This is a genomic window from Streptomyces sp. NPDC096048, from assembly GCF_044763415.1.
Lineage (GTDB): Bacteria > Actinomycetota > Actinomycetes > Streptomycetales > Streptomycetaceae > Streptomyces.
This window is the reverse complement of record NZ_JBIWGG010000013.1, coordinates 14,220-38,785: the sequence shown is the minus strand read 5'-3', so window position 1 is coordinate 38,785 and position 24,566 is coordinate 14,220. Positions and strand designations below refer to the sequence as shown.

The window sequence follows — 24,566 nt, the reverse complement described above, 5'->3', positions numbered from 1 at the left end:
GGCGACCAGCACGGCCTCTTCGACGGCACGCAGGGTGGTCACGGCGAGGGGTCCCCTTCCGGTACGGGCTGGGCGGCGAGTGCGATGTCCTCCGCGGTGCCGAAGGCGCGGGCCACGAGTTCCTCCATGCGCCACACCGACCGCCGGGCGCTCTCGATCTCGCCGGGGTCGTCGGCGTCGAGGACGTGCAGGAACAGGGTGGCCGTCGACCGGCGCACCTCGATCACGGAGCCGCCGGGGACGTTGGAGACGGCCACGGCGGTGGCCGTGAGCATGAGGTCGCTGCGCACCCGCAGCGGGACGGCCACGACCGCGGCCGGGTACGGGCCCTTGGCGAAGATCTGCCGGGTGACCTCGACACTCGAGGAGAACATGTCGTACAGCAGGTAGACCGCGAGCCGCAGGATGCCCAGCGGACGCAGCCGCAGGCCGAGGTCGACGGCGGGCAGCGGGAACGCGAGACACAGGCACACCGCGACGATGACGCCGTTGACGAGGTTGGCCCAGGACAGGGTGCCCCACAGCAGGATCCAGATGACCGTGAGCCAGGCGATGAGCGGCAGTTCGAGAACGCGTCTGCCGCTGCCGAGGCGGAAGGACCAGCTGTAGGGGGAACGGTCGCGGAAGAGGTTGCTCATCGGCCGAGCACCGCCTCGATGTAGGGGGTCCGGGCGAGGAGTTCGGTGGCGGCGGCCTCGGTGAAGGTGGTGAAGGGGCCACCGAGCACGGTGTAGAGCAGACCGAGGGCGACCGCGGCGCCGGTCGCGACCAGCATCGGCCAGGGCAGCCGCCTGGTGGTGGTGATGGTCTGGCCCAGGAAACTGGCCGGGACCACGGCACCCGCCGGCACCGGCAGGCCGCGCCCGGCGCCGGTCTCCGCCCCGTCCTCGCCGCCTGCCGCGTCCGCCCCGGCTTCGTCGTTCGCGTCGTCGCCGGGCTCGTCCTCGGCCGATTCCAGCACCCTGCCCTCGCCCTCGGTCCCGGGCGGAGCGTCGCGCCAGAACGCGAGGTTCCAGACCTTGGCCATGACATAGAGGGTGAGCAGGCTGGTGGCGGCGGACCCGGCGACCAGTGCCCAGGCCCAGCCGCCCCCGTCGTCGACGCCCGCCCGCATCAGACCGAGCTTGCCGATGAACCCGGAGAGCGGCGGGATGCCCGCGAGGTTCATGGCGGGCACGAAGAACAGCACGGCGACCAGCGGCGCGGACTTGGCCAGGCCGCCGAGGCGGGTGAGTTCCGTGGTGCCGTCGCGCCGCTCGATCAGCCCGGCGACGAGGAAGAGGGTGGTCTGCACGGTGATGTGGTGGGCCACGTACACGATCGCCCCGGCGATCGAGCCGCGTCCGGCGAGCGCGATACCGAAGACCATGTAGCCGATGTGGCTGATGAGAGTGAAGGAGAGCACCCGCTTCAGGTCGGTCTGGGCGACCGCGCCGAGGATGCCGATGACCATGGAGGCGAGCGCGGCGAGCATCAGCAGGTCGCCGAGGCGGTGGCCGGGGAAGAGGAGGGTCTGGGTGCGCAGCATCGAGTACACGCCGACCTTGGTCAGCAGGCCGGCGAAGACCGCGGTGACCGGTGCGGGCGCGGTCGGGTAGGAGTCGGGCAGCCAGGCCGCGAGCGGGAACACCGCCGCCTTGATCGCGAAGACCGTCAGCAGCATCGCCTCCAGCAGGGTGCGCACCCCGGGCGGGACTTCCTGCAGCCGCCCCGCGAGCTGCGCGAAGTTGACGGTCCCCGCGACCGAGTACGTCATGGCGATGGCGACGAGGAAGAGCACCGAGGAGAACAGCGAGATGATCACGTACGTCGACCCGGCCCGGACGCGGGTCGCGGTACCGCCGATGGTGAGCAGGACGAAGCTCGCGACGAGCATGATCTCGAAGCCGACGTAGAGGTTGACGAGGTCTCCGGCCAGGAAGGTGCAGGAGACGCCTGCCACGAGGATGAGGTAGGCGGGGTGGAAGACGCCGACCGGTGTCTGGTCGTCGCGGTCGGCCATGCCCTGGCCCAGCGAGTACAGGTTGACGAGCAGGGTGACGGCGCTGGACACGGTGAGCATCAGGCCCGCGAGCCGGTCGGCGACGAGGGTGATGCCGACCGGCGGCGCGAAGTCGCCGAGATGCACGCTGAGCGGACCGTGGCGGTCGGCGGCCACCATGAGAATCACGGAGAGCACGAGGACCGCGCCGAGCACGGCGAGGGTGATGAAGCGCTGGAGCCGCTGGAGCCGGGGGCCGATGGCCAGTTTCAGGCCCGTGACGCACAGGGGCAGCAGGACGGGGAGGGGGACGAGCGCGTTCACCTGGTTCCTTCCGTGCCGGCGCCCCCGGGGTCGTCGGGCTGGTCGGGCGGCGGGTGGCCGGAGTCCTCGCCGGGGCGCGAGTCGGGTTCGCGGCCGGTCTCCTCGGGGTCGTTGGAGGGCCCGGCGACACGGGCCGGCGCCGGGCCCGGACGGCCCGACGGGTCGGTGGTGCCCAGCTCCCGGCCCTCGCGGTAGTCCTCCGGGTCGGCGCCGAGGATGTCGTTCCACAGGTTCCCGGAGACGTCGTTGGCGCGGGCCTGGTAGGCGCGTTCCTCGCGGACCCGCCGGCGCAGCCGTTTGCGGGCGGCGCGGTAGCGGGCGCCCAGTTCGGGGTCGGTGCCGTGCTCGGCGCGCGCCTCGCGGTAGCGGTCGCGCAGTTCGCCGCGCCGGTCGAGGAACTCGGCGCGCAGGGCGACCAGCCGGTCCTCGGTGTCGTCGCTGATCTCGTCGGAGCCGGTGACCTGGTGGCTGCGGTAGGCCATGGCGAGCAGGAACGCCGTGGTGGCGAGGGTGATGACGATCGCGGTGAGGGCGATGGCCTGGGGCAGCGGGTCGGTGACCCGGTTGCGGACGACGTGCGGGTAGAGCAGCGGCGCGGCGCCCGCGCTGCCCGTCGAGGCGAGGACCAGCAGGTTGACGCCGTTGCCCAGGACGACCGCGCCGAGCAGGATCCGGGTCAGTGACCGGGTCAGCAGCAGGCTGGCGCCGACGGCGCTGAGGACGGCGGCGGCCACCAGGAGGGAGAGGCTCACGGTCACGCGGGGCCCGCCTCTCCGCGCGGGGTGCCGCGGCCGGCGGCCCGCTCGATCTGCCGGTCGATGCGGGCGCCGAGGGCCCGCACGATGTCCAGGACCACGCCGAGCACGAGGAGGTAGACGCCGCAGTCGAAGAGGACGGCGGTGGACAGGTGGGCCTCGCCCCACACGGGCAGGTGGCCGTGCCAGGTCCAGCCGTGCAGCACGGTGCCCTCGGCCAGGCCCCCCAGTGCGACTCCGGTGGACAGGAACAGGCCGAGCCCGGTGAACATGCCCGCCTTGAAGGGCACGGCGTCGGCGAGTTCGTGCCGCCCGCCCGCGAGATAGCGGGCGATGAAGGCGACGCCGGCGGTCAGGCCGGCGACGAAGCCACCGCCCGGCAGGTTCTCCGCGCACATCAGCAGGTAGACGGAGAGGACGAGGATGGGGTGGAAGATGAGGCTCGCGACCACTTCCAGGACCACGGAGCGGCGCTCGGGAGCGAGGGTGGAACTGGCCGCGAGCCAGGTCCGCTCCGGTGCGCCCTCGTCGCCGCTGGGCAGGCCCGCCGATTCGTACGAGGTCGCCCGCCAGGCGGTGCGCAGGCCGGCGTACGGGTGGTCCCCGGGCAGCGGCAGTACGGGCTGCTCGGCGCCGTCGGTGCGGCGGTGCAGGTAGATGAGGCTGGTGACACCGATCGCGGCGGCGGCGAGTACCGCGGACTCCCCCATGGTGTCCCAGGCCCTCAGGTCGACGAGGATCGTCGCGACGACGTCCTTCAGGCCGTGGTGGGCGGTCTCCTCGACCATCGCCGCCCCGGCGCTGTCGGCCCGGCGGTGCCCCGCCATGATCCAGACGACGAGGCCGACGGCGGCGCCGCCCGCGAGCGCCACCGGCATGCGCAGCGCGCGCCGCCACCGGCTGTAGTTCTCCTCGAAGTACACCGGCATCCGGCGCAGCACGAGCACGAAGACGATCATCGAGACGGTCTCCACGCAGAACTGGGTCAGCGCGAGGTCGGGCGCGCCCTGCACGACGAAGAGCAGCGCGGTGCCGTAACCGGTGAGCCCGGCGAGCACGACGGCCTTCATCCGGCGCCGCACGCCCAGGCACAGCACGGCGGCGGCACAGGTCAGCAGGGCCACACCGGCCTGGGCCGGGGTGTCCCACAGGCGCGGTGCGGGCACGCCGGTCCAGGGTTCGTCGGCGACGAGTACGGCGATCTGTCCGGCGAGGACCACGCTCATGGTCGTCACGAGGTACACCGACAGCGAGCCGCGCTGCACGAAGCCGGTGCACTGGAGGGCGGTGCGCTCCAGGGCGAGCAGCAGCCGTCCGAAGTTCCGGTCGGCGGAACGCCAGGCCAGGGCCTGCCCGACACGCTGGACGGGGCCTGTGGCGAGGAACAGCAGGACACCGCCCGCCCAGGCCGCGCAGGACAGGCCGAGGGCGAGGCCGGCCCCGTGCCACAGCGCCAGGTGGTAGGGGTGGGCGGGTACGGGGAACTGCCCGGCGTACGTACCGAGGAGCCCCTGGAGCCAGGACACGCCGGGTCCGAGGACGAGGCAGGCCAGGGCCAGCACGGCGGGCGGCGCGAGGAAGGCCGGCGGGACGGGGTGCGCGTCGGTGTCCGGGAGGCCGGGTTTGCGGGCGAAGGCACCCCACAGGTAGCGCAGGGTGTAGGCGGTGGTCAGGGCCGAGCCGACGACGGTCATGGCGAGCGCCCAGCGGTCGGCGGTGTCCCCGTCCAGGAGGGACTGGAAGGCGGCCTCCTTGGCGGTGAAACCGAGCAGCGGCGGCACGGCGGCCATGGACAGTCCGGCGACCACGGCGACGGCGCACACGGCGGGCAGCCGGCGCCCGAGGCCGGAGAGTCCTCGCAGGTCGCGGGTGCCGGTGGCGTGGTCGATGATCCCGGTGACCAGGAAGAGCGGGGCCTTGAACAGGGCGTGGCCGAGGATCATGACGGTGGCGGCGAGACCGGTGTCGTGCCGGCCCGCGCCGGCGAGGACGGTGAGGAAGCCGAGCTGGCTGACGGTTCCGTACGCGAGGACGAGTTTGAGGTCGTTCAGGCGCAGCGCCCGCCAGGCGCCCAGCAGCATCGTCGCGGAGCCGAGCACGAGCAGGAGCGGCCGCCAGGGCGTGACCTCCGCGAACGCGGGAGCGAGCCGGGCGATGAGGTAGACGCCGGCCTTGACCATCGCGGCGGCGTGCAGATAGGCGCTGACCGGCGTGGGTGCGGCCATGGCGTTGGGCAGCCACAGGCTGAACGGCCAGATCGCGGACTTGGAGAGGGCGCCGACGAGGATCAGCACGATCGCGGTGGACAGCGCCGCCGACGCGGACGGCGGGTCGGCGAGGATCGCCGAGATCCGGTAGGTGCCCGCCTCGTGGCCCAGGATCAGGAAGCCGACGAGCATGGTCAGTCCGCCGAGCGTGGTGACCGTCAGGGCCTGCAGGGCGCTGCGCCGGTTCCGCTTGTGGTCGCTGGTCTGGCCGATCAGCAGATAGGAGAAGATCGTCGTCAGTTCCCAGAAGATGTAGAGCAGGACGAGGTCGTCGGCGAGGACCAGGCCGAGCATCGCCCCGGCGAAGGCGAGGAGGTTCCCGGCGAACCTGCCCAGTCGCCGCGACCGGTCGTCGAAGTAGGAGGCGCAGTAGACCAGGACGAGGGCACCCACCCCCGCGGCGAGCAGCACCATGAGTTCGGCGAGGGCGTCCAGCCGCAGCGCCCAGTCCACGCGGTAGGCGGGCAGCCAGGACCGCTCGACGGTGTCGGCGCCGCCCGCGGCCGTCGTGCTCCACCTGGTGGCCGCCCAGACGGCCGCCGCCGCCGGCGGCAGGGCCAGTACGAGGAAGGCGCGGGTCCCCCACCACCTCACCAGCGGCGCGGCGAACAGCGCGAGCGCGAAGTGGCAGAGGATGAGCGCGGACACCCGACAGTGATATATCGGGCATCTCGCCTGAGCGCCCAGGCACGCCGCAGGGCAGACAATCGAGGGGCGGTTTCGGATCTCTCCGAAACCGCCCCTCGATCAACGACTGTCTCCAGTCGGGACGACAGGATTTGAACCTGCGACCCCTTGACCCCCAGTCAAGTGCGCTACCAAGCTGCGCCACGTCCCGTTGCCCGCCTGACCTGGGGTTTCCCCCGGCCGAACGCGCAGGAAAACCATACCGCACTCGGGCCGGTGGTCGCGCATCGCTTTTCCGGGGCACGGCCCGCCGGCCGGCACGGCTCCGTGCGGTCCGCCGTCAGCGGTTCTCGACGCGGTCGCCGTCAGCGCTTGTGCGCACGGTCTCCGCCAGGGGTTCTCCGCACGGTCCGCCGTCAGCGCTTCTCCGCACCGGACGGCTCGGGGGTGGTCGCCGTGCGGTCGGAGCCGGCCGCGGCCGCGTCGACCCGCACCAGCCCGCGTACCGCCGGTATCAGCAGCAGGGCGGCGCAGACGGCGAAGCTCGTCGCGCCGGCGACGAGCAGCACGTGGTCGGCGCCGATGACCGAGGCGGCCGGTCCCGCGAGGGCCTGGCCGACGGGCATCATGGCCAGCGAGCCCGCCACGTCGTAGGCGTGGATGCGGTTCAGGACGTCCGGCGGGACCTGGGTCTGCACGCTGGTCGCCCACATGACGCCCCAGAAGGACATCCCGGCCCCGGCGACGGCGGCTCCGGTCGCCATGGCGGGTACGCCGAGCCCGGCTCCGACGCTCGCGGGGAAGGCGGCGAAGCCCACGAGGGCGATCGCGCCGGCCCGGAGCATGCGGCGGGGTCGCAGCCGCAGCGCGAGGAGCCCGCCGACGACGGTGCCCGCGCCCAGGGCGGAGTTGACCAGGCCGTACGCGCGTGGGCCGTGCTCCCGCACCACCTCGGTCGCCACCAGCGGGACGGTCGGGCCCCACACGGCGATCATGTAGACGCACCAGACGGCGATGACGCCCCACAGCCACCGCCGGGAGCGGAACTCCCGCCACCCCTCGACCAGGTCGGCGCGGAAGGCCTTCGTCCCGCCGCCGACCACCACTCGGCCGCCCGGCGCGAGCGGGGGCAGCCGGAGCAGCAGCAGGCACACGGCGCTGACTCCGTACGTGGTCGCGTGGGCCGCGAAGACCCCGCCCGGTGAGGCGAAGCCGACCAGGAGACCGGCCACGGCGGGTCCCGCGAGCTGGGCCGCGGACTCGGCGACGCGTATCGCGCCGTTCGCGCCCTGGATGTCGGAGGCGAGCCGGGGCACGGTGCTGGCGACGCCGGGCTGGAAGACGGCGCCCGCGACGCCGTTGACGAACCCGATCGCGCAGATCTGCCACAGCACGACGTGGCCGGAGAAGAACAGGACGGCGGCCAGCGCCTGGGTGCCGAGCCGGACCAGGTCGGCGCCGATCATCAGTTTGCGGGTGCTGAAGCGGTCGGCGAGGACCCCGCCGAAGACGACCAGGCCGGCGAAGGCGGCGGCCGTCGCGGCCATGGCGAGACCGACCGCGCCCGCCCCGTACCCGTGCTGGAGCAGACCGGCGGCGAGCGCGACGGGCAGCATGGTGTCGCCCAGCCGGGCGATGGCCCGGGCCACGAAGAACAGCCCGAAGTCCCGCGACCAGACGGCTCGCGCCGCGCCCACTCCGGCCGCCCGCTCGTGCCTGGGCTGCGACGACGTCCCGGCCATCCCGCGCTCTCCCCTCCACGGCCGGCCCCCGCCGGCCACCCGCCCCGTGCGGCCCCTGCTGATCCCGCGCGCGACGTACGTCCGACAGCCGGAGCCCCCCTCCGGCCCCGGCTGCACGCACGCCCCGGATCATGCCACGGGGCACTGACAACGCCCGAGGGGTTTTCAGCCCCCGGCCGGCAGCCCCAGCCGGGGATGGGCCTCCAGCAGCCGGGTCGGAGCCGCCTGGCGCCAGGAGTCGGCGAGGATGTCGCGCAGCTCGTCCTCGCCCTCCAGGGCGACGAGGCGGGCCCGCACCCAGGCGAACTGCGCCTCGTGGCCCGCGATCCAGAACTTCCCCGGCTCGGCCAGCACGAGTTCGTCGCGCTCCTCCTTGGGGCAGCGCACCGCGATGGAGGTCTCGTCCTCGGGCAGTGTGGCGAACATCTTCCCCGCGACCCGGAACGTGGGCATGCTCCAGGCGACCTTCTCCGTCGTTTCCGGCAGGGACAGGGCGATACGGCGTACGTCTTCTGCGTCCGGCATGTCAGGCACGGTAGCCGCCGCCACTGACATTCACCCGGCGCCGGCCGGGGCGCCCGCCTCCCCGCCGACCTGCTTGAAGTAGAGCGTCGTCGGCCGTAGTTGCCCGCCCGGGTCCGCCGCGTAGTCGGGGATCGTTCCGGCGCGGGTCCACCCGGTGGAGCGGTAGAGGTGCTCGGCGGGGCTGCCGGTCTCGGTGTCCAGGTGGAGCAGGGTGAGGCCGGCCGCCGCGGCCGCCTCCTCGGCGGCGGTCAGGAGCCGGCGGCCCAGCCCCCGGCCGCGCGCCGCGCCCGAGACCATCAGCTTGACCAGCTCGGCGCGGTGACGGCTGTTGGGCTTGTCGGGCAGGGCGAGGCTCACCGTGCCGAGCACCCGGCCCCCCTCGTGTGCGACCCAGACGGCGAGTCGCCCGGCGGCGACGGCCGCGGCCCGCTCCCGCCACCAGGCGACGGCGTCCGCCCGGTCGAGCGGCGCGAGGAAGCCGACGGACGCGCCGCCCTCGACGGTGTCGGTCAGCAGGTCGGCCAACTCCTCCAGCAGGGCCGTGAGCCGCCGCTCGTCCACTTGGGTCACGATCACGGCAGCACCACCACCAGCGCATAGCGCGCGTCCTCGGGGCCGGCGCACCGGAACCTCGTCGGCCCCCACACCCGCATCCGCAGGCAGTCCCCGGTGCCGAGGTGGTGCTCGACGTCCTGGGTCGTCACCTCCAGGGCTCCGTCCAGGACCCAGATGTGCTGTTCCAGGCCGGGCACGGGCGGCCGGTCGTAGGCGAGGTCGGCGCCTGCGGCGAGCCGTCCCTCGACCAGTTCGCCGCGCAGCCCGGCGTGCGGCGGGGACACGGAGCGGCGTACGAATCCGGCGGACCGGTCCTCCCACAGCGGCTGCTCGCCGGCCCGCACCAGCAGCGCGGGTTCCGCCTCGACCTCACTGAGCAGCCGGGACATGGTCCGCCCGTAGACGGCGCACAGGCGGTTCAGCAGGGAGGCGGTGGGGCTGATCTCCGCCCGTTCGGCGCGGGACAGGGTGGACCGGCTCACTCCGCTGCGCTCCGCCAACTCCCCTAGCGACCAGCCGCGTTCGGCGCGCAGCTCGGCCAGCCGGGCGGCGAGCCGGGCGTCCACGAGGTCGGGAGCCTTCGGCTCCTCATCCGTGTCTCTCATATTCGGGACGCTATCCCGGATATGAGACGGCCGTGTTACGGAGACCTCACGCCCGGGCCGCCTCGTCGAGCGCGTCCAGGACCGGGCGGATCAGCGGGTGCTCCTCGGCTCCCCGGCGCACCGCCGCGAAGACGCGGCGGGTGGGCGCGACCCCGTCGACCGGGCGGACGACCACGCCCGTGAGGTCCGTGCCGTGCAGGGCCGAGCGCGGGACGAGTGCCACGCCGACGTCGGCCGCGGCGAGCGACACGACCGCGCGGAAGTCGTCCGAGGAGTGCTCCATGCGGGGCTGGAAGCCGGCGTGCTCGCAGGCCAGGACCACCACGTCATGGCAGGGGTTGCCCGGGTAGGGGCCGATCCACGCGTCCTTGGCCAGCTCCCCGAGCGGCACTTCGTCGGCGTCGGCGAGCCGGTGGCCGAGCGGGACGACGGCGTCGAAGGGCTCGGCGTACAGGGGGACGTGGGTCAGGCGCGGGTCGTCGGCGGGCGGCGCCCCCCGGTACTCGACGGCGACGGCCACGTCGACCTGCCGGTCGAGGACCATCGGCAGACTGGCGTCGCCCTCGGCGTCCTGGACGCGGATGCGGATGCCGGGCGCCGACTCGGCGAGGCGGGCCAGCGCGGGCGCGACGACCAGTGCGATACCGGTCGCGAAGGAGGCGACCGTGACGGTGCCCGCGTCGCCCGAGCTGTACGCGGCGAGTTCCGCCTCGGCCCGCTCCAGCTGGGCGAGGACGGCGTTGGTGTGGCTGAGCAGGATCTCGCCGGCCGGGGTCAGCCGTACGCCCTTGGCGCCGCGCTCGACCAGGCGGTGGCCCGTCTCCTGCTCCAGGGCGGCCAGCTGCTGGGAGACCGCCGACGGGGTGAGGTACAGCGCGGCGGCAGCCGCCGTCACGGTGCGGTGGTCCGCCACCGCTCGGAGGATGTGCAGCCGCCGCGCTTCGATCACGGGATCGATTCTCTCACCCACCGCACCCGCCGCGCCCGGGGCCGCAGGTCACGCCCGTGTCAGGCGTCCAGCTCCTCGCGCGCCGCCACGAACGCGTCCACCGCGCGGTTCACGTCCTCCGTCGAGTGGGCGGCGGACAGCTGCACCCGGATACGGGCCTGGCCCTGCGGCACGACCGGGTAGGAGAAGCCGATCACGTACACCCCGCGCTCCAGCAGCAGCTCGGCCATGCGGCCCGCCTTCGACGCGTCGCCGATCATCACCGGCGCGATGGCGTGGTCGCCGGGGAGGATGTCGAAGCCCTCCTCGGTCATCCGGCGGCGGAACAGGGCGGTGTTCTCGGCGAGCCGGACCCGCAGGTCGTCGGCCGACTCCAGCAGGTCGAGCACCTTGAGGGAGGCGGCTGCGATCACCGGGGCGAGGGTGTTGGAGAAGAGGTACGGCCGGGAGCGCTGGCGCAGCAGGGCGACGATCTCGGCGCGGGCGGCGACGTAACCGCCGGAGGCGCCGCCGAGCGCCTTGCCGAGGGTGCCGGTGATGATGTCGACGCGGTCCATGACGCCGTGCAGCTCGGGCGTGCCGCGCCCGCCGGGGCCGACGAAGCCGACTGCGTGCGAGTCGTCGACCATGACCATGGCGTCGTAGCGGTCGGCCAGGTCGCAGATCTCGCGGAGCGGGGCGACGTAGCCGTCCATGGAGAAGACGCCGTCGGTGACGATCAGCTTGCGGCGCGCGTCACCCGCGGCCTTGAGCTGGGCCTCCAGGTCGGCCATGTCGCGGTTGGCGTAGCGCATCCGCCTGGCCTTGGACAGGCGGATGCCGTCGATGATCGAGGCGTGGTTGAGGGCGTCCGAGATCACCGCGTCCTCGGGGCCGAGGAGGGTCTCGAAGACGCCTCCGTTGGCGTCGAAGCAGGAGGAGTACAGGATCGTGTCCTCCTGGCCGAGGAACGCGGAGAGCCGGGCCTCCAGTTCCTTGTGCACCTCCTGGGTGCCGCAGATGAAGCGCACGGAGGCCATGCCGTAGCCCCAGCGGTCCAGCGCCTCGTGGGCGGCGGCGACGACCTCGGGGTGGTCGGCGAGGCCGAGGTAGTTGTTGGCGCAGAAGTTGAGGACCTCGCCGGGGCGACCGCCCGCGGTGACGTTCACGGTCGCGGACTGCGGGGTGCCGATCACGCGCTCGGGCTTGTGCAGGCCGGCGGCGCGGATCTCGTCGAGGGTGGCGCGCAGGTCGTCGCGCACGGAGTCGAACATGTCAGAAGCTCCTGGAAGAGGCGTGGGAGAGAGCGCTGGAAGAGGCAGGTGACTTACGCGGTCCAGTCGAGGATGACCTTGCCGCCCTTGCCGCCGGCCGCGTCCTCGAACGCCGCCTCGTGGTCGCGGTGGCTGTAGCGGCCGGTGATGACGGGGGCGAGGTCGAGGCCGCCTTCGAGCAGCACCGACATGGCGTACCAGGTCTCGAACATCTCGCGGCCGTAGATGCCCTTGACGGTGAGCATCGAGGTGACGATCCGGGCCCAGTCGACCGGGAACTCCTCGGACGGCAGGCCGAGCATGGCGATCCGGCCGCCGTGCGTCATGTTGGCGATCATGTCGCGCATGGCCTCGGGGCGGCCGGACATCTCCAGGCCGATGTCGAAGCCCTCGCGCAGGCCGAGTTCGCGCTGTCCGTCGGCGATGGTCGACTTCGACACGTCGAGGGCGAGGCTCACGCCGACCTTGAGCGCCAGGTCCAGGCGTTCCTGGCTCACGTCGGTGATGACGACGTTGCGGGCCCCCGCGTGCCGGGCGACGGCGGCCGCCATCAGGCCGATCGGTCCGGCACCGGTGATGAGGACGTCCTCGCCGACCAGCGGGAAGGACAGGGCGGTGTGCACGGCGTTGCCGAACGGGTCGAAGATCGCGGCGACGTCGAGGTCGACGGGGACGCGGTGCACCCAGACGTTGGTGGCGGGCAGGGCGACGTACTCGGCGAACGCACCGTCCCGGCCGACGCCGAGCCCGACGGTGGCACGGCACAGGTGGCGCCGGCCGGCCAGGCAGTTGCGGCACTTGCCGCAGACCAGGTGCCCTTCGCCGCTGACCCGGTCACCGGCCTTGATGTCGGTGACGTCCCGCCCGGTGTCGACGACCTCGCCGACGAACTCGTGCCCGACGACGAGGGGGGTGCGGATGGCTTGCTGGGCCCAGCCGTCCCAGGCCCGGATGTGCAGGTCGGTGCCGCAGATGCCGGTGCGCAGCACCTTGATGAGCACGTCGCCGGGCCCCATGACGGGCTCGGGGACGTCCGCGAGCCGGAGGCCGGGCTCCGCCTTCTCCTTGACCAGCGCCTTCAACGCTACGGCTCCTGACGGTGAGGTCCCGGCGCCGGGCATGCCGGGGCAGCCCGCGTCCGGGGAAGGGAGGGGAATCGCACAGCAATCTGCCGTACGACACCGTCCCGGGTCCATCGAGCCTTTCTTAAGCCCGGTCGCAGCTTTCCTTCACGCCCACAACGCCCTCACACCGGTCGCTCCGGCGCCCGTCGGCTCACAGCGGCAGTCCGTCCTCCGCGCTGCGCTCGATGCGCCGTACGAGATCGGCCGCCGTCGACTTGATCGTCGCCAGGCCCGCCTTTCCCCAGGTCCGCGGCCTCACGTCGGCGGCGGACACCGCGCCCAGCACCGTGCCCGTGCTGTCGATGAGCGGGGCTCCCAGGTAGGAGCGGATGCCGAACTCGTCGACGACCGGGTTGCCGGCGAAGCGCGGATAGTCGCGCACGTCCTCCAGGACCAGGGCCTTGCGCCGGACCACCACATGGGGGCAGAAGCCGTGGTCGCGCGGCTGTACCCGGGCGAACTCGGGGCTGGTGCCGTCCCCCCGCGTCACCGGCGGGATCTCCGGCACCCGCAGGCCCGCGAAGAACTGCCCGCCCTCGACCAGGAAGTTGACCATCGCGTACGGTGCCTCGGCGAGATGGGCGAGGTGGGCCGCGTAGATGTCCAGGGCCGGATCCGGGCGTTCCGCCAGACCGAGCCGGCGCAGCCGTCGCACCCGGGCGGGGGCCTCCCGGTCCTCGGGGGTGAGCAGCAGCCGTCCGGCCGGGCGCGGCGGGTCATAGCTCATGGGCGGGCTCCGTCGCTGTGGGCGTGCGTCATGTGCGGCTCCGTGGCGGTGGGTACGGCGATCACCTGGGGTCACCCGGGGATCACCTGTGGGCGCCGTGCCCCGTCGTGGGGGCCGGTGTGTGGGCGATGAGGTGGCGTACGAGGGTGAGCAGGGTCTGTACGCCGGAACTGGAGATCCGGGCGTCGCAGCGCACGATCGGGATCTCGGGGTGGAGGTCCATGGCGGCGCGCACCTCCTCGGGGTCGTAGCGGTACGCGCCGTCGAACTCGTTGATCGCGACGATGAAGCCGAGTCCGCGCTCCTCGAAGAAGTCGACGGCCGCGAAGGACTCCTCCAGGCGGCGGGTGTCGGCGATGATCACGGCACCGAGCGCGCCCTCGCACAGCTCGTCCCACATGAACCAGAACCGTTCCTGGCCGGGCGTACCGAACAGGTACAGCACGTGTTCCGGGTCGAGGGTGAGGCGGCCGAAGTCCATGGCCACCGTCGTTTCGAGTTTGTTCTCGATTCCGTCGAGGTTGTCGGTCGCGGCGCTGACCGTGGTGAGCAGTTCCTCCGTGCTCAGCGGTGCGATCTCGCTGACCGCGCCGACGAAGGTCGTCTTGCCCACTCCGAACCCGCCCGCCACGAGGATCTTCAGCGCGGTGGGGAAGGGATCGGTCGTGTCGTGGCCGGGCCCCGGGACGGGTCCGTGGCCGTAGTCAGAGCTGTCGTCGTAGTCCATCGAGCACTGCCTCCAGAAGGGCCCGGTCCGTGGGGTCGTGGTGGAACGAGGCGGGGGGTTTGGTGGTCAGCGCGCCGCAGTCGACGAGGTCCGACAGCAGCACCTTGGTGACTGCCACCGGAAGCCTCAGATGAGCGGCGAGCTCGGCGACCGGGAGGGGCGCCCGGCACAGGTCGAGTGCCTGCGCGTGTTCGGGACCGAGGTAGCCGAGGGGGGTCGCCCCCGTGGCCATCACCTGGGACATCAGGTCGAGCGCGACGGTGGGCCGGGTACGGCCGTTGCTCACGGTGAAAGGGCGCACCAGCCGACCGGCCGCGTCGTCGAGCCAGGGCCCGTCGCCGGCCGCGGCCACCCTCAAGGCCTCATCGCCGGGGGTTCGACGGCGTGCTGCCGGGGCGCGGTGACCAGGTAGGGGCGGACGCTCTTGACCAGCATGGCCATCTCGTATCCGAGCACGGCCGCGTCGGCCTCGCGACCGGCCAGCACGGCGAGGCAGGTGCCGGAGCCGGCGGTGGTGACGAAGAGCAGGGTCGAGTCGAGTTCGACGACGACCTGCCGTACGTCTCCGCCGTCGCCGAAGCGGACACCGGCGCTGCGGCCGAGGGAGTACAGGCCGGAGGCCAGGGCAGCCATGTGGTCGGCGCTGTCCGCGTCGAGGCCGTGGACGGACTTCACCAGTCCGTCGCAGGACAGGAGCACCGCGCTGGACGTGTGCGGCACGCGCTGCACGAGGCCGCTCATCAGCCAGTCGAGGTCGGATACATGGCCGGTCGGCGCGTCGCTCGCCATGGTGGATCGACTCCTTGGGGTACGAAGGTCTGCGGGAGCGCTGGTCGTGGTGGTGGGGGTGGGGGTGGGGAGGAAGCGGGGGGTGGTCGCGGGGCTGCTCATCCGGCCGTGTCCCGGTGGGTCGGTTCCATGGGGGCCGGCTCCGTGCGGGACGGCTCCGTGCGGGACGGCTCCATGCGGGACGGCTCCGTGCGCGCCGACGCCGGATCGACGCGGGTCGGTTCCATGGAGATCGGCTCCATGGGGGCCGGCTCCATCTGGGCCGGCTCCACGTGCTGCTGGGCCTCCGCGAGACCGATGCCGCGTTGGAAGGCCGCCATGAGTCCGGGGTCGTGGCCGGTGTGCTGCTCGGGTTCCTGGCGAGGTGCGGGGCCGCCGCGCAGCTGGGGCACGATGTGCTCCTGGGCGCGGCGGCGGGGCAGTTGGGGCTTGCCCATGGTGCCGCGCACCGCGCTGTGGCGCGGGACGGGCGGGGCGGCCGCGTGCTCGGCGAGGACGCCCCGGTCTTCGGGCCGGACACCGGGCACGGCGGCCGCCGGGGTGGGCCGGTCCCGGTGGGCGCCGCGCACGGGCAGCGGCACGGGTTCGCCCGACTCCGCCCCGCGGGCCGGGACCGGCGCGGGCTCTGTGGGGGCGGGCGCGAAAGGGACGGGAGCCGGTGCGGCTGGGGCCGCGGCGGGCGCCGTCGGCATCGCGGGGGCGTCGGTCCGCGGCTGTTGCCGGGGCGGCGGCAGGGGCACGGGTCCGGCCCCGCCGGCCTCCGACGGCCGGGCGTCGCCCGCGGGGAGCGCTCCCGGCTCCGCGCCCAGCAGGGCCTGCGGGACGACCAGTACGGCCTGAACGCCGCCGTAGATGTTGGTCTGCAGGCGGACGGTGATCCCGTGCCTCTTGGCGAGCTGGGAGACGACGTACAACCCGATGCGGCCGTCCGCGAGCAGCCGGGCGACGTTGACCTGGTCGGGGTCGGCGAGGAGGGCGTTCATCCGGCTCTGCTCGCCGACGGGCATGCCGAGTCCGCGGTCCTCGACCTCTACGGCGAGGCCCGAGGTGACGAGGTTGGCGCGCATCAGCACCTGGGTCTGCGGGGCGGAGAACAGGGTGGCGTTCTCGACGAGTTCGGCCAGCAGGTGGATGACGTCGGCGACGGCGTGGCCGCGCAGGGTGCCGTCGATCGGCGGGACCAGCCGGACGCGCGAGTACTGCTCGACCTCGGCGATGGCCGAGCGGAGCACCTCGGTCATGTCGACGGGGTTGCTCCACTGGCGGCGGGAGACGGCGCCGCCCATCACGGCGAGGTTCTCGGCGTGGCGGCGGATGCGGGTGGCGAGGTGGTCGACGTGGAAGAGGCCCTTGAGGAGGTCGGGGTCCTCGATCTCGTTCTCCAGCTCGTCCAGGATGGAGATCTCCCGGTGCACCAGCGACTGCAGGCGCCGGGCGAGGTTGACGAAGACCTCCAGCTTCTGTTCGCTGCCCGCCTGACTGGAGAGCTGGGCGGCCCGGACGACGGCGGTGACGGCACCGTCGTGGGCGCGGGACAGGTCGGCGGCGAGCAGTTCGAAGTCGTCGGAGTCGTCCGGCGGTCCGCCGCGCGGTTTTCGCTGGGGCGGGGTCTCGCCGCGGCGCAACGCCTCGACCACGGCGCGCAGATCGCCCTCCTGGCGCGCGGTGCTGCGGCGCAGGGCGCCGACACGGTCGTGTACGGACCGCGCGGCGCGGTCGGCGGCGACGGCGGCGATGGCGACGGCCGCGAGGGTCACCGAGACCGCCCCGGCGAGCACGCCCCACAGGACGAGGCCGGGCCGGGCACCGGTGGACCGGACGGTGAACAGGACGACCGCGCACGCGCTGAGGGCGACCGCGACGGGCGGCAGCACGGCGAGACGCAGGAGTTGGGGGCGTATGTGGGACTCGGGCAGCGCGGGGGCGGTACGTGAGGCCGGCCGGCCGTGCCGCCCGCCCTCACGGCGGTCTGCTCGCGCGGCCGGGGCGCGGAGGTGAGACATCGGGGTCCTCGTACTGGTCCGTTGGTCCGTCGGGCCCGGATCGGGCCCTGGTGCTCGCGCGTGGTGGCGGATGCCACGCGGACACGCGACGTCACGCGGGCACGCGTCGTCGCGGTGTCGACCGAGCGGACCGGGGGATCCGGTCTACGTCGCCCGACGGACACTGACAGTAGTCGCCCGCACATCATGTGCGGTGGGCAGTTGCCAAAGTCCCTCGGACAACGTCCCGCTCTGGTATGAGGCTTCGTACGACAGCCCGATAAGCCGGTGAAGCTTCCGTTCCGGAAGCACCTGGAACCGGTCCGACTCGATCAAGTTCAGTCACCGCGAGTGACGACGGAGGCTCCCGTCGGGACGAGAGCGAGGCGGTGACGGGTACCGCACCGGGGACGCCGTCCGCCTCACCTTCGCCGGCCGCGGTGCGCGCCCGCGCCACGGACGGGCGGGGCGTGGCCGGCCGGGCGGAACGGGTGGTCCCGCGCATCGAGGGAGAGGTGCGGCCCCTGCGCGGTCGAGGCGATCATCGGCTCGGACGGCCGCGGGCCGACTCCGCTCGGCAACAGGGCGGCCTTGTCTAGACCTTTTTTGTCTAGACCTCTTGCCCCGCTCATGCCCGCGGGCTACGTTTCCCGCTGTTCGGAGTACCGCACGTTTCCTTCGATTCCCTTGATGAGCAAGGCTGGAAGGGGCATGTCCGTATGCAGGACCGGAGTCTGTCCAGACGAACCGTTCTCGCCTCCGCGACCGTGGTGGCCGCGAGCGCCACGGGCGTCGTGGGCGCGGCGGCCACCCCCGCGGTCGCGCACCGGCGCGACCACCGCCTCAAGAAGATCATCTCCAGGATGAGCATCGAGGCGAAGATCGGCCAGCTGTTCGTGCCGTACTTCTACGGTGCGTCGGCGACTTCTCCCAGCCAGTTCGACCAGGACCGCAACCTCCGGGAACTGGGCGTCCGCACCGTGGCCGAGCTGATCGCCAAGTACCACATCGGCGGTGTCATCTACTTCTCCGGCTGGACGAACAACATCCAGGACCCCCGCCAGGTCGCGGACTTGACGAACGGTGTGCAGCGCGCCTCACTCGCCCTGCCCACTCCCGTCCCGTCCCTCATCTCCATCGACCAGGAGCACGGGGCCAACGTCCGCATCGGCAGCGGCGCCACCCAGCTGCCGGGCGCGATGGCGCTCGGCGCGGGCCGCTCGCCCTCCGACGCGCGCACCGCCGGGTGGATATCGGGTACCGAACTGGCCGCCCTGGGCATCCACCAGAACTTCGCCCCGGTCGCCGACGTCAACGTCAATCCCGCCAACCCCATCATCAACGTCCGTTCCTTCGGCGCCGACGCCCGCGAGGTCGGTCGCATGGTGGCGGCCCAGGTGACGGGCTATCAGCAGGCCGGGGTCGTGGCCTGCGCCAAGCACTTCCCGGGCCACGGGGACACCGGGGAGGACAGCCACACCGGACTGCCCGTGATCACCCACACCCGCGAGGAGTGGGAGCGCGTCGACGCCCCGCCCTTCAGGGCCGCGATCGCCGCCGGCGTCGACTCGATCATGACCGCACACCTCCAGGTCCCCGCGCTGGACCCCAGCAACGAACCGGCCACCCTGTCGCCCACGATCCTCCAGGGCGTGCTGCGCGACGAACTCGGCTTCGACGGCGTGATCGTCACCGACGCCCTCAACATGCGGGGTGTGCGCACCAAGTACGGCGACGACCGCGTGCCCGTCCTCGCCCTCAAGGCCGGCGCCGACCAACTGCTGTTCCCGCCGGACATCGACGTCGCCTACAACGGCGTCCTGGCCGCCGTCCGCAGCGGCGAGCTCTCCGAGGGCCGGCTCGACGCGTCGGTCCTGCGCATCCTGCGGGTCAAGGACAAGGTCGGCCTGCTCAGCGGCAGCCCCTACGCCTCCCCGAAGGAGGTCGACCGGGTCGTCGGCGCCCGCAGGCACCAGCTCGCCGCCGCCCGGATCGCCGAGCGCACCACCACCCTGCTGGTCAACGAGGACGAGGCGCTCCCGCTGCGCCGCCGGCAGAGGAAGCTGCTCGTGGTCGGCGCCAGCCCGGCCTTCCCGACCGACGACACCCGCACCACGGTGCCCGAGCTGGCCAAGGCGTTCGAGGAGCTGGGCTACGCCACCACCCACCTCGCCACCGGCCGGGCCCCCGACGCGGCGAAGATCGACGAGGCTGTGGCCGCCGCGCGGGGACGGGACGCGGTGGTGGTCACCACCGACAACGTCGGCGCCACCAGCACCCAGCGCGCCCTGGTGTCCAGGCTGCTCGCCACAGGCGTTCCCCTCATCCACCTCGCGGTGCGCAACCCCTACGACATCGCCCACCTCGGCGACGTCCCGGCCTCACTGGTCTCCTACTGCTGGACCGAGGTCGAACTGCGCGCCGCCGCCCGGGTGATCGCCGGCCGGGTCGAGCCGCGCGGCAGGCTGCCGGTACCCATCCAGCGGGCCGACGACCCGACCAAGGTCCTCTTCCGCTCCGGGCACGGCCTGTCGTACGACGACTGACATCCGCTTCCCCCCACGGCTTTCCGCCCCGGTGCCCCCTGAAGGGGAGCGCCGGGGCGGAATGCGTCAACCGCTCGGCATCACGGCCGGACTCGTCGACCACGTGGGCAGCCGGCCGCACCACGCGTCGGCGCGGTGTGGGCCTCAATGCACCCACAGCTTCAGGAGGCACACAGGGGGTACCCGCGTCTCAGGACCGAACGGGGAGGATCGCGGTGGACGAATCGTCACTACGGGCGGTGGGCTGGGCGCGTGCGCTGCCGCTGGACAGCAGTCCGAAGTCGGCGCGTGACTGGGCGCGCGGGCACCTGGAGACCCTCGGCTGGACCGACAGCGCGAGAGACACGGTGGACGCCGTGCTGTTGACCGTCTCGGAACTGGTCACCAACGCTCACGTACACGCCCATTCCCACGCCCAGTTGGCGATGACCTGGGACGGCCACTGCCTGCACGTCGCCGTGCACGATTCGTCCACCACCCTGCCCACTCCCCGTCCCCCGAGCGGCGAACGCCTCGGCGGACGGGGGATGTTTCTCGTCGATGCCCTCACCGACGACTGGGAAGCCCGCCGCTGCCCGGAAGGGAAGACGGTCATCGCCTGCTTCCGTCCGCCGACGACGTCCGAGAGCGCCCGCTGACACCCACGCCACGTGTGTGCGAGCTCCCCCGGGGCGTCGCCGCCTTCAGCCGACGGAGGCCCGCGAGCCGCCGCCTGCTCTCAGCGCCCGACGGCAGAGAGCGGGAGTGGGTGCGGCGGCGGCGACGAAGATGACGGCGAGGACACCCCAGCCGCCGACCAGCGCGCCGGTGACGAGCGTGGTGATCAGCGCGGGTCCCACGGTGGCCACGGCCCCTTCGGTGCTTGCCGCCAGCCCCTGGTACTCGCCTTCGGCATCGCGACGCATCAGCCGGAGTGAAAGGCCCCAGCGCGAGGCGACGTAATGCAGTTCCCCGTAGATGTGCGCGGTCAGACCGGCGAGGACGACGAGGGAGGAGAGGATCGGTGGGGCCGGCCAGGCGGCAGCGGCGAACAGCAGGCAGCAGACCGCCAGGGCGGCACCGGCCTTCCGGGTCGAGCGGATCGCCCCTTTCAGGTTCTCCCCCTGACGAGTGACGCGTACCTGGAAGAGGGCGATGAACAGGGAGCTGACGACCACGGTCACCGGTGCGAGCCACACCGGCGCGGTGGTCTGGTACTTCAGCCACAGCGGCAGACCGCTGGAGAGAAGGGGCCAGCACAGCGAGAGCAGAGCAGTGGTGCTCATCAGCGACAGGAAGGGAAGGTCGCGTACGGCGCGGGTGCCGGAGCTGCGCCGGGCCGGAGGGACGGGCGGGGTGGGCGGCAGTCCGATGAGTACCCCGGCCGAGAGGACGGCACAGAGGGACACCACGGCCACCGCCCCGTAGTAGGCGCCGGCGGTGCCGTTGGACAGGACCCAGGCGGCGGCGCCGGCACCGGCCGCGTAGGTGATGTGCTGCACCACCCGGGCCTGGGCCAGCACCGTGAGGCGCCGGTGTCCCGGCATGAGCAGATAGATCAAGGTCACCTTCACGCCCCGGCCCGACGTCTCCGAGGCCGTGAACAGCGCGGCGGCCACGAGCAGGCTCCAGAAGTCGTCGGTGAAGAGGAAGAGCAGCACCAGTAGTCCGCGAGCGACGCTGACGGCGATGAACACCCGGCGGGCGCCGAGCCGGTCCGCGAGTGCGCCGACGGGGACGGCCGCGAGGAGACCCGCCCCGCCACCGAGCCCCATGGCCAATCCCATGGAAGCCGCCGGTATTCCTTTCACCGACGTCAGGTAGACCGCCCACATGCTGAACCAGAGACCACCGCCGAGAGCCGACACGGCTTCGGAGTACAGAAGTTTCCGTACGACGCCCCGCTCCTCCGGCGGGCCTTCTTCCTCTCGGGGTCCGGCCGCATCCTGGGAATTCGACGTACCGGTGTACCTCACATGGTCTCCGTCCTCTTGCGCTGGGGTCCGCACCGAGCGCGGACGGGTCTGCAAGCATGCCTCATGACAGCGTGAGCGCCTCGCCGAGCAAGAGGCCGATTTTCCCCTGCGGTTGGCCCGATAATTCACTCGTACGAAACACTGGGGCAGCTGCACTGACAGACGTCAGCGACGCGAGTACCCGTGCTCGGTAGTGCCATTCCTCGGAATGTTCGGCAGGACTGATTCGGCCACCGCGCCAGGTGGGAATACGACGGAATTCTGTCCCGCACCCCTTCCCGAGCTGCCCGGTTCCCTCCTTGAGACTTCTCCCGCCGGTGGCGCCAATGGCCGGATGACGCCCGTCGTCAAGCATTGACGGGCCCTCCCCGCTCCGGCTTATCGTGCTGTAGTCGCCGCTTCGGCGCGCCGCTTCCTGTCAACTCCGCCTCGTATCACAGGCAGGCCAGGGGCCGGTGTACCGCCGACATGCGAAAGCAACTCCCTAGTACCGCCGGCACACATCAGGCCACGCAGGAACTACGCCTTGGAGTAGCCTTGTCGCATTCCCCGGTGAGCATTCTTTCGCAGCTCGATTTCAACGGCAATCCGTTGAGCGATGAACTGCTCGCGAAGACCTTTCACCAGCTGATGGACGAGCATGGATACGTGCTCATGTGCAACGTACCGGACACCTTCGACCAGGTACGTTTCTGCCGGGAGCTGGGCTCGTTCGTGCCCAACTACAACGGCGCGGTGGTCGGCGACGTCCGCCCCGAGCCGGGCATGGACGACGTCTACCACGCGGGCAACACCCGCCCGCTGACCCCGCACACGGAAGGGTACGACTTCGCCGTTCTGCCACCCCGCTACATCGCCCTGTGGTGTGTGACTCCCGCGTCCGGACCCGGCGGCGAGACCACGCTGTGCGACACCCGGCCCTGGACCCAGGCGCTGTCCGACGACGAACGTCAACAGCTGCTGGACCACGCCTACGACTGGAAGACCACCGAAGGCGTCCAACGGCTCGGCCTCGACCTCAAGACCCGGCACCCGGTCCTGGAGGAGCACGAGCAGGGCCTGGTCGTCCGTTTCAGCTGCAACAACCTCCTGCGTGACGACGACGATCCCGCGGTGGGACTCCAGCAGCGGTGGCAGCGCGCCTTCGAGGCGGAGCACGTCGCCGTCACCTACCAGCGCAACGACATGCTGGTCTGGGACAACTGGCGACTGCTGCACGCCCGGAACGCGTTCACCGACCGCAGCAGGCATCTGCGGCGCATCCAGATCGCGGCCTGACCACCTCGGCAAAGGAGAAGTCCGTGTACCGAACCATGCTCCGAGGCAAGATCCACCGCGCCACCGTCACCCAGGCCGACCTCCACTACGTCGGCTCGCTCACACTGGACCGCGACTTGATGGACGCCGCCGGGCTGTTGCCCGGCGAGCAGGTCGACATCGTCGACATCGACAACGGCAACCGGCTCACCACCTACGTGATCGAGGGTGCCCGCGGCAGCGGGGTGGTCGGCATCAACGGCGCCGCCGCCCGGCTGATCTCCGTCGGCGACCTGGTGATCATCATCGCGTACGCCGGCGTCAGCGACGAGGAGGCGCGGACACTGCGGCCGGACATCGTCTTCGTCGACCGGCACAACCGCCCGCGCGACATCGGCACCGACCCCGCGCACGTCCCCGCCGAGACGGACGCGGCGTCGCTGGTCCGGGGCGACCACCTGCTCGAAGGAGCAGCCTCATGACCTCCATCCTGCCGCGCACCACACCGACACCGCGCACCTCCGCACACGCCGGTGAACTGCCCGCGGCACTCTCCCACTACGACACGGAGCTTCGGCGGGTACTCCACGAGACCGGAGCCGTCGCTCCCTCCGACCCCACGTCCTTCGCCCCCCGCTGGGAACTGCCGCGTCCCGGCCCGTCGCTGGACGCCTTCTTCGCTCCCAGCACGATCAGCGCCCACGCCCTGACCGAGCACCGGGGCCGCCGCCTGGACCTGCTGCACCTCATGCACAACCCGCGCACCCGCACCACGAAGACCTACGCTTCCCTGGTGATCGTCGCGCGTGCCGTCGCCCACATCGAACGCACCGGTGAACGGGTCGTCCTCCTCACCCCCTCCAGCGCCAACAAGGCGACCGCGCTGCGGGACGCCGTACTGCGCGCCCATGAGTGCGGACTGGCCGGCCCGGACACCCTGGGCATCGTCTGCGTCGTCCCCTCGACCTCGCGCGGCAAGCTGTGGCGCTCGAAGCTGTCGGACGACTCCGAGCTGCGCCGGGCCAACCCGCTGACAGCGCTGGACACGGACGAACCGGGCAAGGTCAAGCAGCTCGCCCGCGCCGTGACCGAGGACCTGGCCGCCGTCCTGCACCGGGAACGCGGTGTACGGCTGTGGCACTCGCTGGAACTGCTCAACTACGCCGTCGCCGACACCGTGCGCGCGCTCTTCGAACGCGACCGCCTCACCGCCGCGCCCCGACTGCACGCACACGCCGTGTCCAGCGCGTTCGGACTGCTGGGACACTTCCACGGACAACAGCACATCACCGGACAGTCATGGCCGGACACCTCGGCCGGCTACTTCCTGGTCCAGCACCTGGGCACCTCGGACATGGTCTCCAGCCTGTACCACGACCGCTTCGACTACCGGCCTCGCTGGACGGAGAGCGAGGGACGGCTCGTGCAGTACCACGACCCCCGCTTCCCCCGGACCGCCTACACGCCCGACGAACAGCTGGACGCCACCTTCTACACCCGCCGGCCGGCCACCTCGCCCCGGATGAACGAGATCATCCGCCGCCAGGGCGGCGGCGGCATCGTCGTCTCCCTGGCCGAGTGCCTCGACCGCTACCCGGCCCTGCGCTCCCTGCTCTCCCCGGCCGGGGTACGGCTGCCCGCCGACCCCCGGGAGCTGCGCGAGTGGTCTCTGGTGATGGCGCTGACCGGAGTGTTCAACGCCATCGACCGGGACTTGGTGGACGACACCGACATCCTGGTCCACGGCTCCGGTTCGTACGCGGCCGACGACTACCGGCCGGTCCCCCAGGACCACCTGCGCCCGGTCACGGACGCCGCGGATCTGGCCGCGGCCGTGCGCGAAGCGGCCAACTGACCTCGAGGCGCGGCCGTACTC

22 protein-coding genes and 1 tRNA gene are annotated in these 24,566 nt (G+C 72.3%); 5 read left to right on the top strand and 18 right to left on the bottom strand.

Annotation, left to right across the window (positions count from 1 at the left end; translation table 11 throughout):
* Positions 1 to 38: 38 nt before the first annotated feature.
* The 17 genes from ACIQ6R_RS31320 to ACIQ6R_RS31240 all read right to left on the bottom strand — a co-directional run bounded on the left by ACIQ6R_RS31320 (position 39) and on the right by ACIQ6R_RS31240 (position 16,953).
* Positions 39 to 638, bottom strand: a complete 600-nt coding sequence (locus ACIQ6R_RS31320; protein WP_404224958.1) for a Na+/H+ antiporter subunit E — start codon at positions 636 to 638, stop codon at positions 39 to 41.
* Entirely contained in the window at positions 635 to 2,305 is a 1,671-nt protein-coding gene (locus tag ACIQ6R_RS31315) for a Na+/H+ antiporter subunit D (RefSeq protein ID WP_404183591.1), read from the bottom strand. The genes ACIQ6R_RS31320 and ACIQ6R_RS31315 overlap by 4 nt, the downstream gene beginning before the upstream one ends.
* Positions 2,302 to 3,063, bottom strand: coding sequence for a Na(+)/H(+) antiporter subunit C (locus tag ACIQ6R_RS31310; protein ID WP_404183589.1), 762 nt, complete (start codon positions 3,061 to 3,063; stop codon positions 2,302 to 2,304). Before ACIQ6R_RS31310 ends, ACIQ6R_RS31315 begins: the two co-directional genes overlap by 4 nt.
* Positions 3,060 to 5,975, bottom strand: coding sequence for a Na+/H+ antiporter subunit A (locus ACIQ6R_RS31305; protein ID WP_404224957.1), 2,916 nt, complete (start codon positions 5,973 to 5,975; stop codon positions 3,060 to 3,062). The genes ACIQ6R_RS31310 and ACIQ6R_RS31305 overlap by 4 nt, the downstream gene beginning before the upstream one ends.
* Before the next feature lie 116 nt (positions 5,976 to 6,091).
* Positions 6,092 to 6,165 (bottom strand) — tRNA-Pro (locus tag ACIQ6R_RS31300).
* A gap of 205 nt (positions 6,166 to 6,370) precedes the next feature.
* On the bottom strand, positions 6,371 to 7,696 hold the full coding sequence (locus ACIQ6R_RS31295) for an MFS transporter (protein ID WP_404224955.1): 1,326 nt from the start codon (positions 7,694 to 7,696) through the stop codon (positions 6,371 to 6,373).
* 165 nt (positions 7,697 to 7,861) lie between these two features.
* The gene (locus ACIQ6R_RS31290; RefSeq protein ID WP_404224953.1) at positions 7,862 to 8,221 is read right to left on the bottom strand and encodes an MmcQ/YjbR family DNA-binding protein; all 360 of its coding nucleotides are present in this window, start codon (positions 8,219 to 8,221) and stop codon (positions 7,862 to 7,864) included.
* Positions 8,222 to 8,251: 30 nt separating this feature from the next.
* Positions 8,252 to 8,797: a GNAT family N-acetyltransferase gene (locus ACIQ6R_RS31285; protein ID WP_404224952.1), complete on the bottom strand. Its 546-nt coding sequence runs from the start codon at positions 8,795 to 8,797 to the stop codon at positions 8,252 to 8,254.
* On the bottom strand, positions 8,794 to 9,381 hold the full coding sequence (locus ACIQ6R_RS31280; RefSeq protein ID WP_404224951.1) for a helix-turn-helix domain-containing protein: 588 nt from the start codon (positions 9,379 to 9,381) through the stop codon (positions 8,794 to 8,796). Before ACIQ6R_RS31280 ends, ACIQ6R_RS31285 begins: the two co-directional genes overlap by 4 nt.
* Positions 9,382 to 9,427: 46 nt before the next feature.
* Positions 9,428 to 10,330, bottom strand: coding sequence for a LysR family transcriptional regulator (locus ACIQ6R_RS31275; RefSeq protein ID WP_310869903.1), 903 nt, complete (start codon positions 10,328 to 10,330; stop codon positions 9,428 to 9,430).
* A 59-nt stretch (positions 10,331 to 10,389) separates the two neighbouring features.
* A complete protein-coding gene (locus ACIQ6R_RS31270) occupies positions 10,390 to 11,583 on the bottom strand; it encodes a glycine C-acetyltransferase (RefSeq protein ID WP_404224949.1) in 1,194 nt (397 codons plus the stop codon).
* 53 nt (positions 11,584 to 11,636) lie between these two features.
* Positions 11,637 to 12,665 (bottom strand): L-threonine 3-dehydrogenase, encoded by a 1,029-nt coding sequence (gene tdh / locus ACIQ6R_RS31265; protein ID WP_404224947.1) that lies wholly within the window; start codon positions 12,663 to 12,665, stop codon positions 11,637 to 11,639.
* 193 nt (positions 12,666 to 12,858) lie between these two features.
* Positions 12,859 to 13,434 (bottom strand): GAF domain-containing protein, encoded by a 576-nt coding sequence (locus ACIQ6R_RS31260; RefSeq protein ID WP_404183562.1) that lies wholly within the window; start codon positions 13,432 to 13,434, stop codon positions 12,859 to 12,861.
* Positions 13,435 to 13,516: 82 nt separating this feature from the next.
* A complete protein-coding gene (locus ACIQ6R_RS31255; RefSeq protein WP_404183559.1) occupies positions 13,517 to 14,161 on the bottom strand; it encodes a GTP-binding protein in 645 nt (214 codons plus the stop codon).
* Positions 14,139 to 14,513, bottom strand: coding sequence for a DUF742 domain-containing protein (locus tag ACIQ6R_RS31250; protein ID WP_404183556.1), 375 nt, complete (start codon positions 14,511 to 14,513; stop codon positions 14,139 to 14,141). The genes ACIQ6R_RS31255 and ACIQ6R_RS31250 overlap by 23 nt, the downstream gene beginning before the upstream one ends.
* Positions 14,514 to 14,515: 2 nt before the next feature.
* The gene (locus ACIQ6R_RS31245; protein ID WP_279560566.1) at positions 14,516 to 14,950 is read right to left on the bottom strand and encodes a roadblock/LC7 domain-containing protein; all 435 of its coding nucleotides are present in this window, start codon (positions 14,948 to 14,950) and stop codon (positions 14,516 to 14,518) included.
* A gap of 98 nt (positions 14,951 to 15,048) precedes the next feature.
* Complete coding sequence (locus tag ACIQ6R_RS31240) at positions 15,049 to 16,953, bottom strand: sensor histidine kinase (RefSeq protein WP_404224945.1); 1,905 nt, start codon at positions 16,951 to 16,953, stop codon at positions 15,049 to 15,051.
* A gap of 698 nt (positions 16,954 to 17,651) precedes the next feature.
* Between ACIQ6R_RS31240 and ACIQ6R_RS31235 the strand changes: the two genes are divergently transcribed.
* Positions 17,652 to 19,478: a glycoside hydrolase family 3 protein gene (locus ACIQ6R_RS31235; RefSeq protein WP_404224944.1), complete on the top strand. Its 1,827-nt coding sequence runs from the start codon at positions 17,652 to 17,654 to the stop codon at positions 19,476 to 19,478.
* Between the two features lie 215 nt (positions 19,479 to 19,693).
* Positions 19,694 to 20,116 (top strand): ATP-binding protein, encoded by a 423-nt coding sequence (locus tag ACIQ6R_RS31230; RefSeq protein ID WP_404183547.1) that lies wholly within the window; start codon positions 19,694 to 19,696, stop codon positions 20,114 to 20,116.
* A 45-nt stretch (positions 20,117 to 20,161) separates the two neighbouring features.
* Here ACIQ6R_RS31230 and ACIQ6R_RS31225 read toward each other — a convergent pair whose 3' ends face one another.
* Positions 20,162 to 21,325, bottom strand: coding sequence for an MFS transporter (locus tag ACIQ6R_RS31225; protein WP_404224942.1), 1,164 nt, complete (start codon positions 21,323 to 21,325; stop codon positions 20,162 to 20,164).
* A 660-nt stretch (positions 21,326 to 21,985) separates the two neighbouring features.
* Here ACIQ6R_RS31225 and ACIQ6R_RS31220 point away from each other — a divergent pair.
* From ACIQ6R_RS31220 to ACIQ6R_RS31210, 3 genes are read left to right on the top strand one after another with little or no spacing between them, the layout of a single operon-like run.
* Positions 21,986 to 22,711, top strand: coding sequence for a TauD/TfdA dioxygenase family protein (locus tag ACIQ6R_RS31220; RefSeq protein ID WP_404183541.1), 726 nt, complete (start codon positions 21,986 to 21,988; stop codon positions 22,709 to 22,711).
* 23 nt (positions 22,712 to 22,734) lie between these two features.
* Complete coding sequence (gene panD / locus ACIQ6R_RS31215; protein WP_404183538.1) at positions 22,735 to 23,172, top strand: aspartate 1-decarboxylase; 438 nt, start codon at positions 22,735 to 22,737, stop codon at positions 23,170 to 23,172.
* Entirely contained in the window at positions 23,169 to 24,545 is a 1,377-nt protein-coding gene (locus ACIQ6R_RS31210) for a DUF6002 family protein (protein ID WP_404183535.1), read from the top strand. The genes panD and ACIQ6R_RS31210 overlap by 4 nt, the downstream gene beginning before the upstream one ends.
* Positions 24,546 to 24,566: the final 21 nt, after the last annotated feature.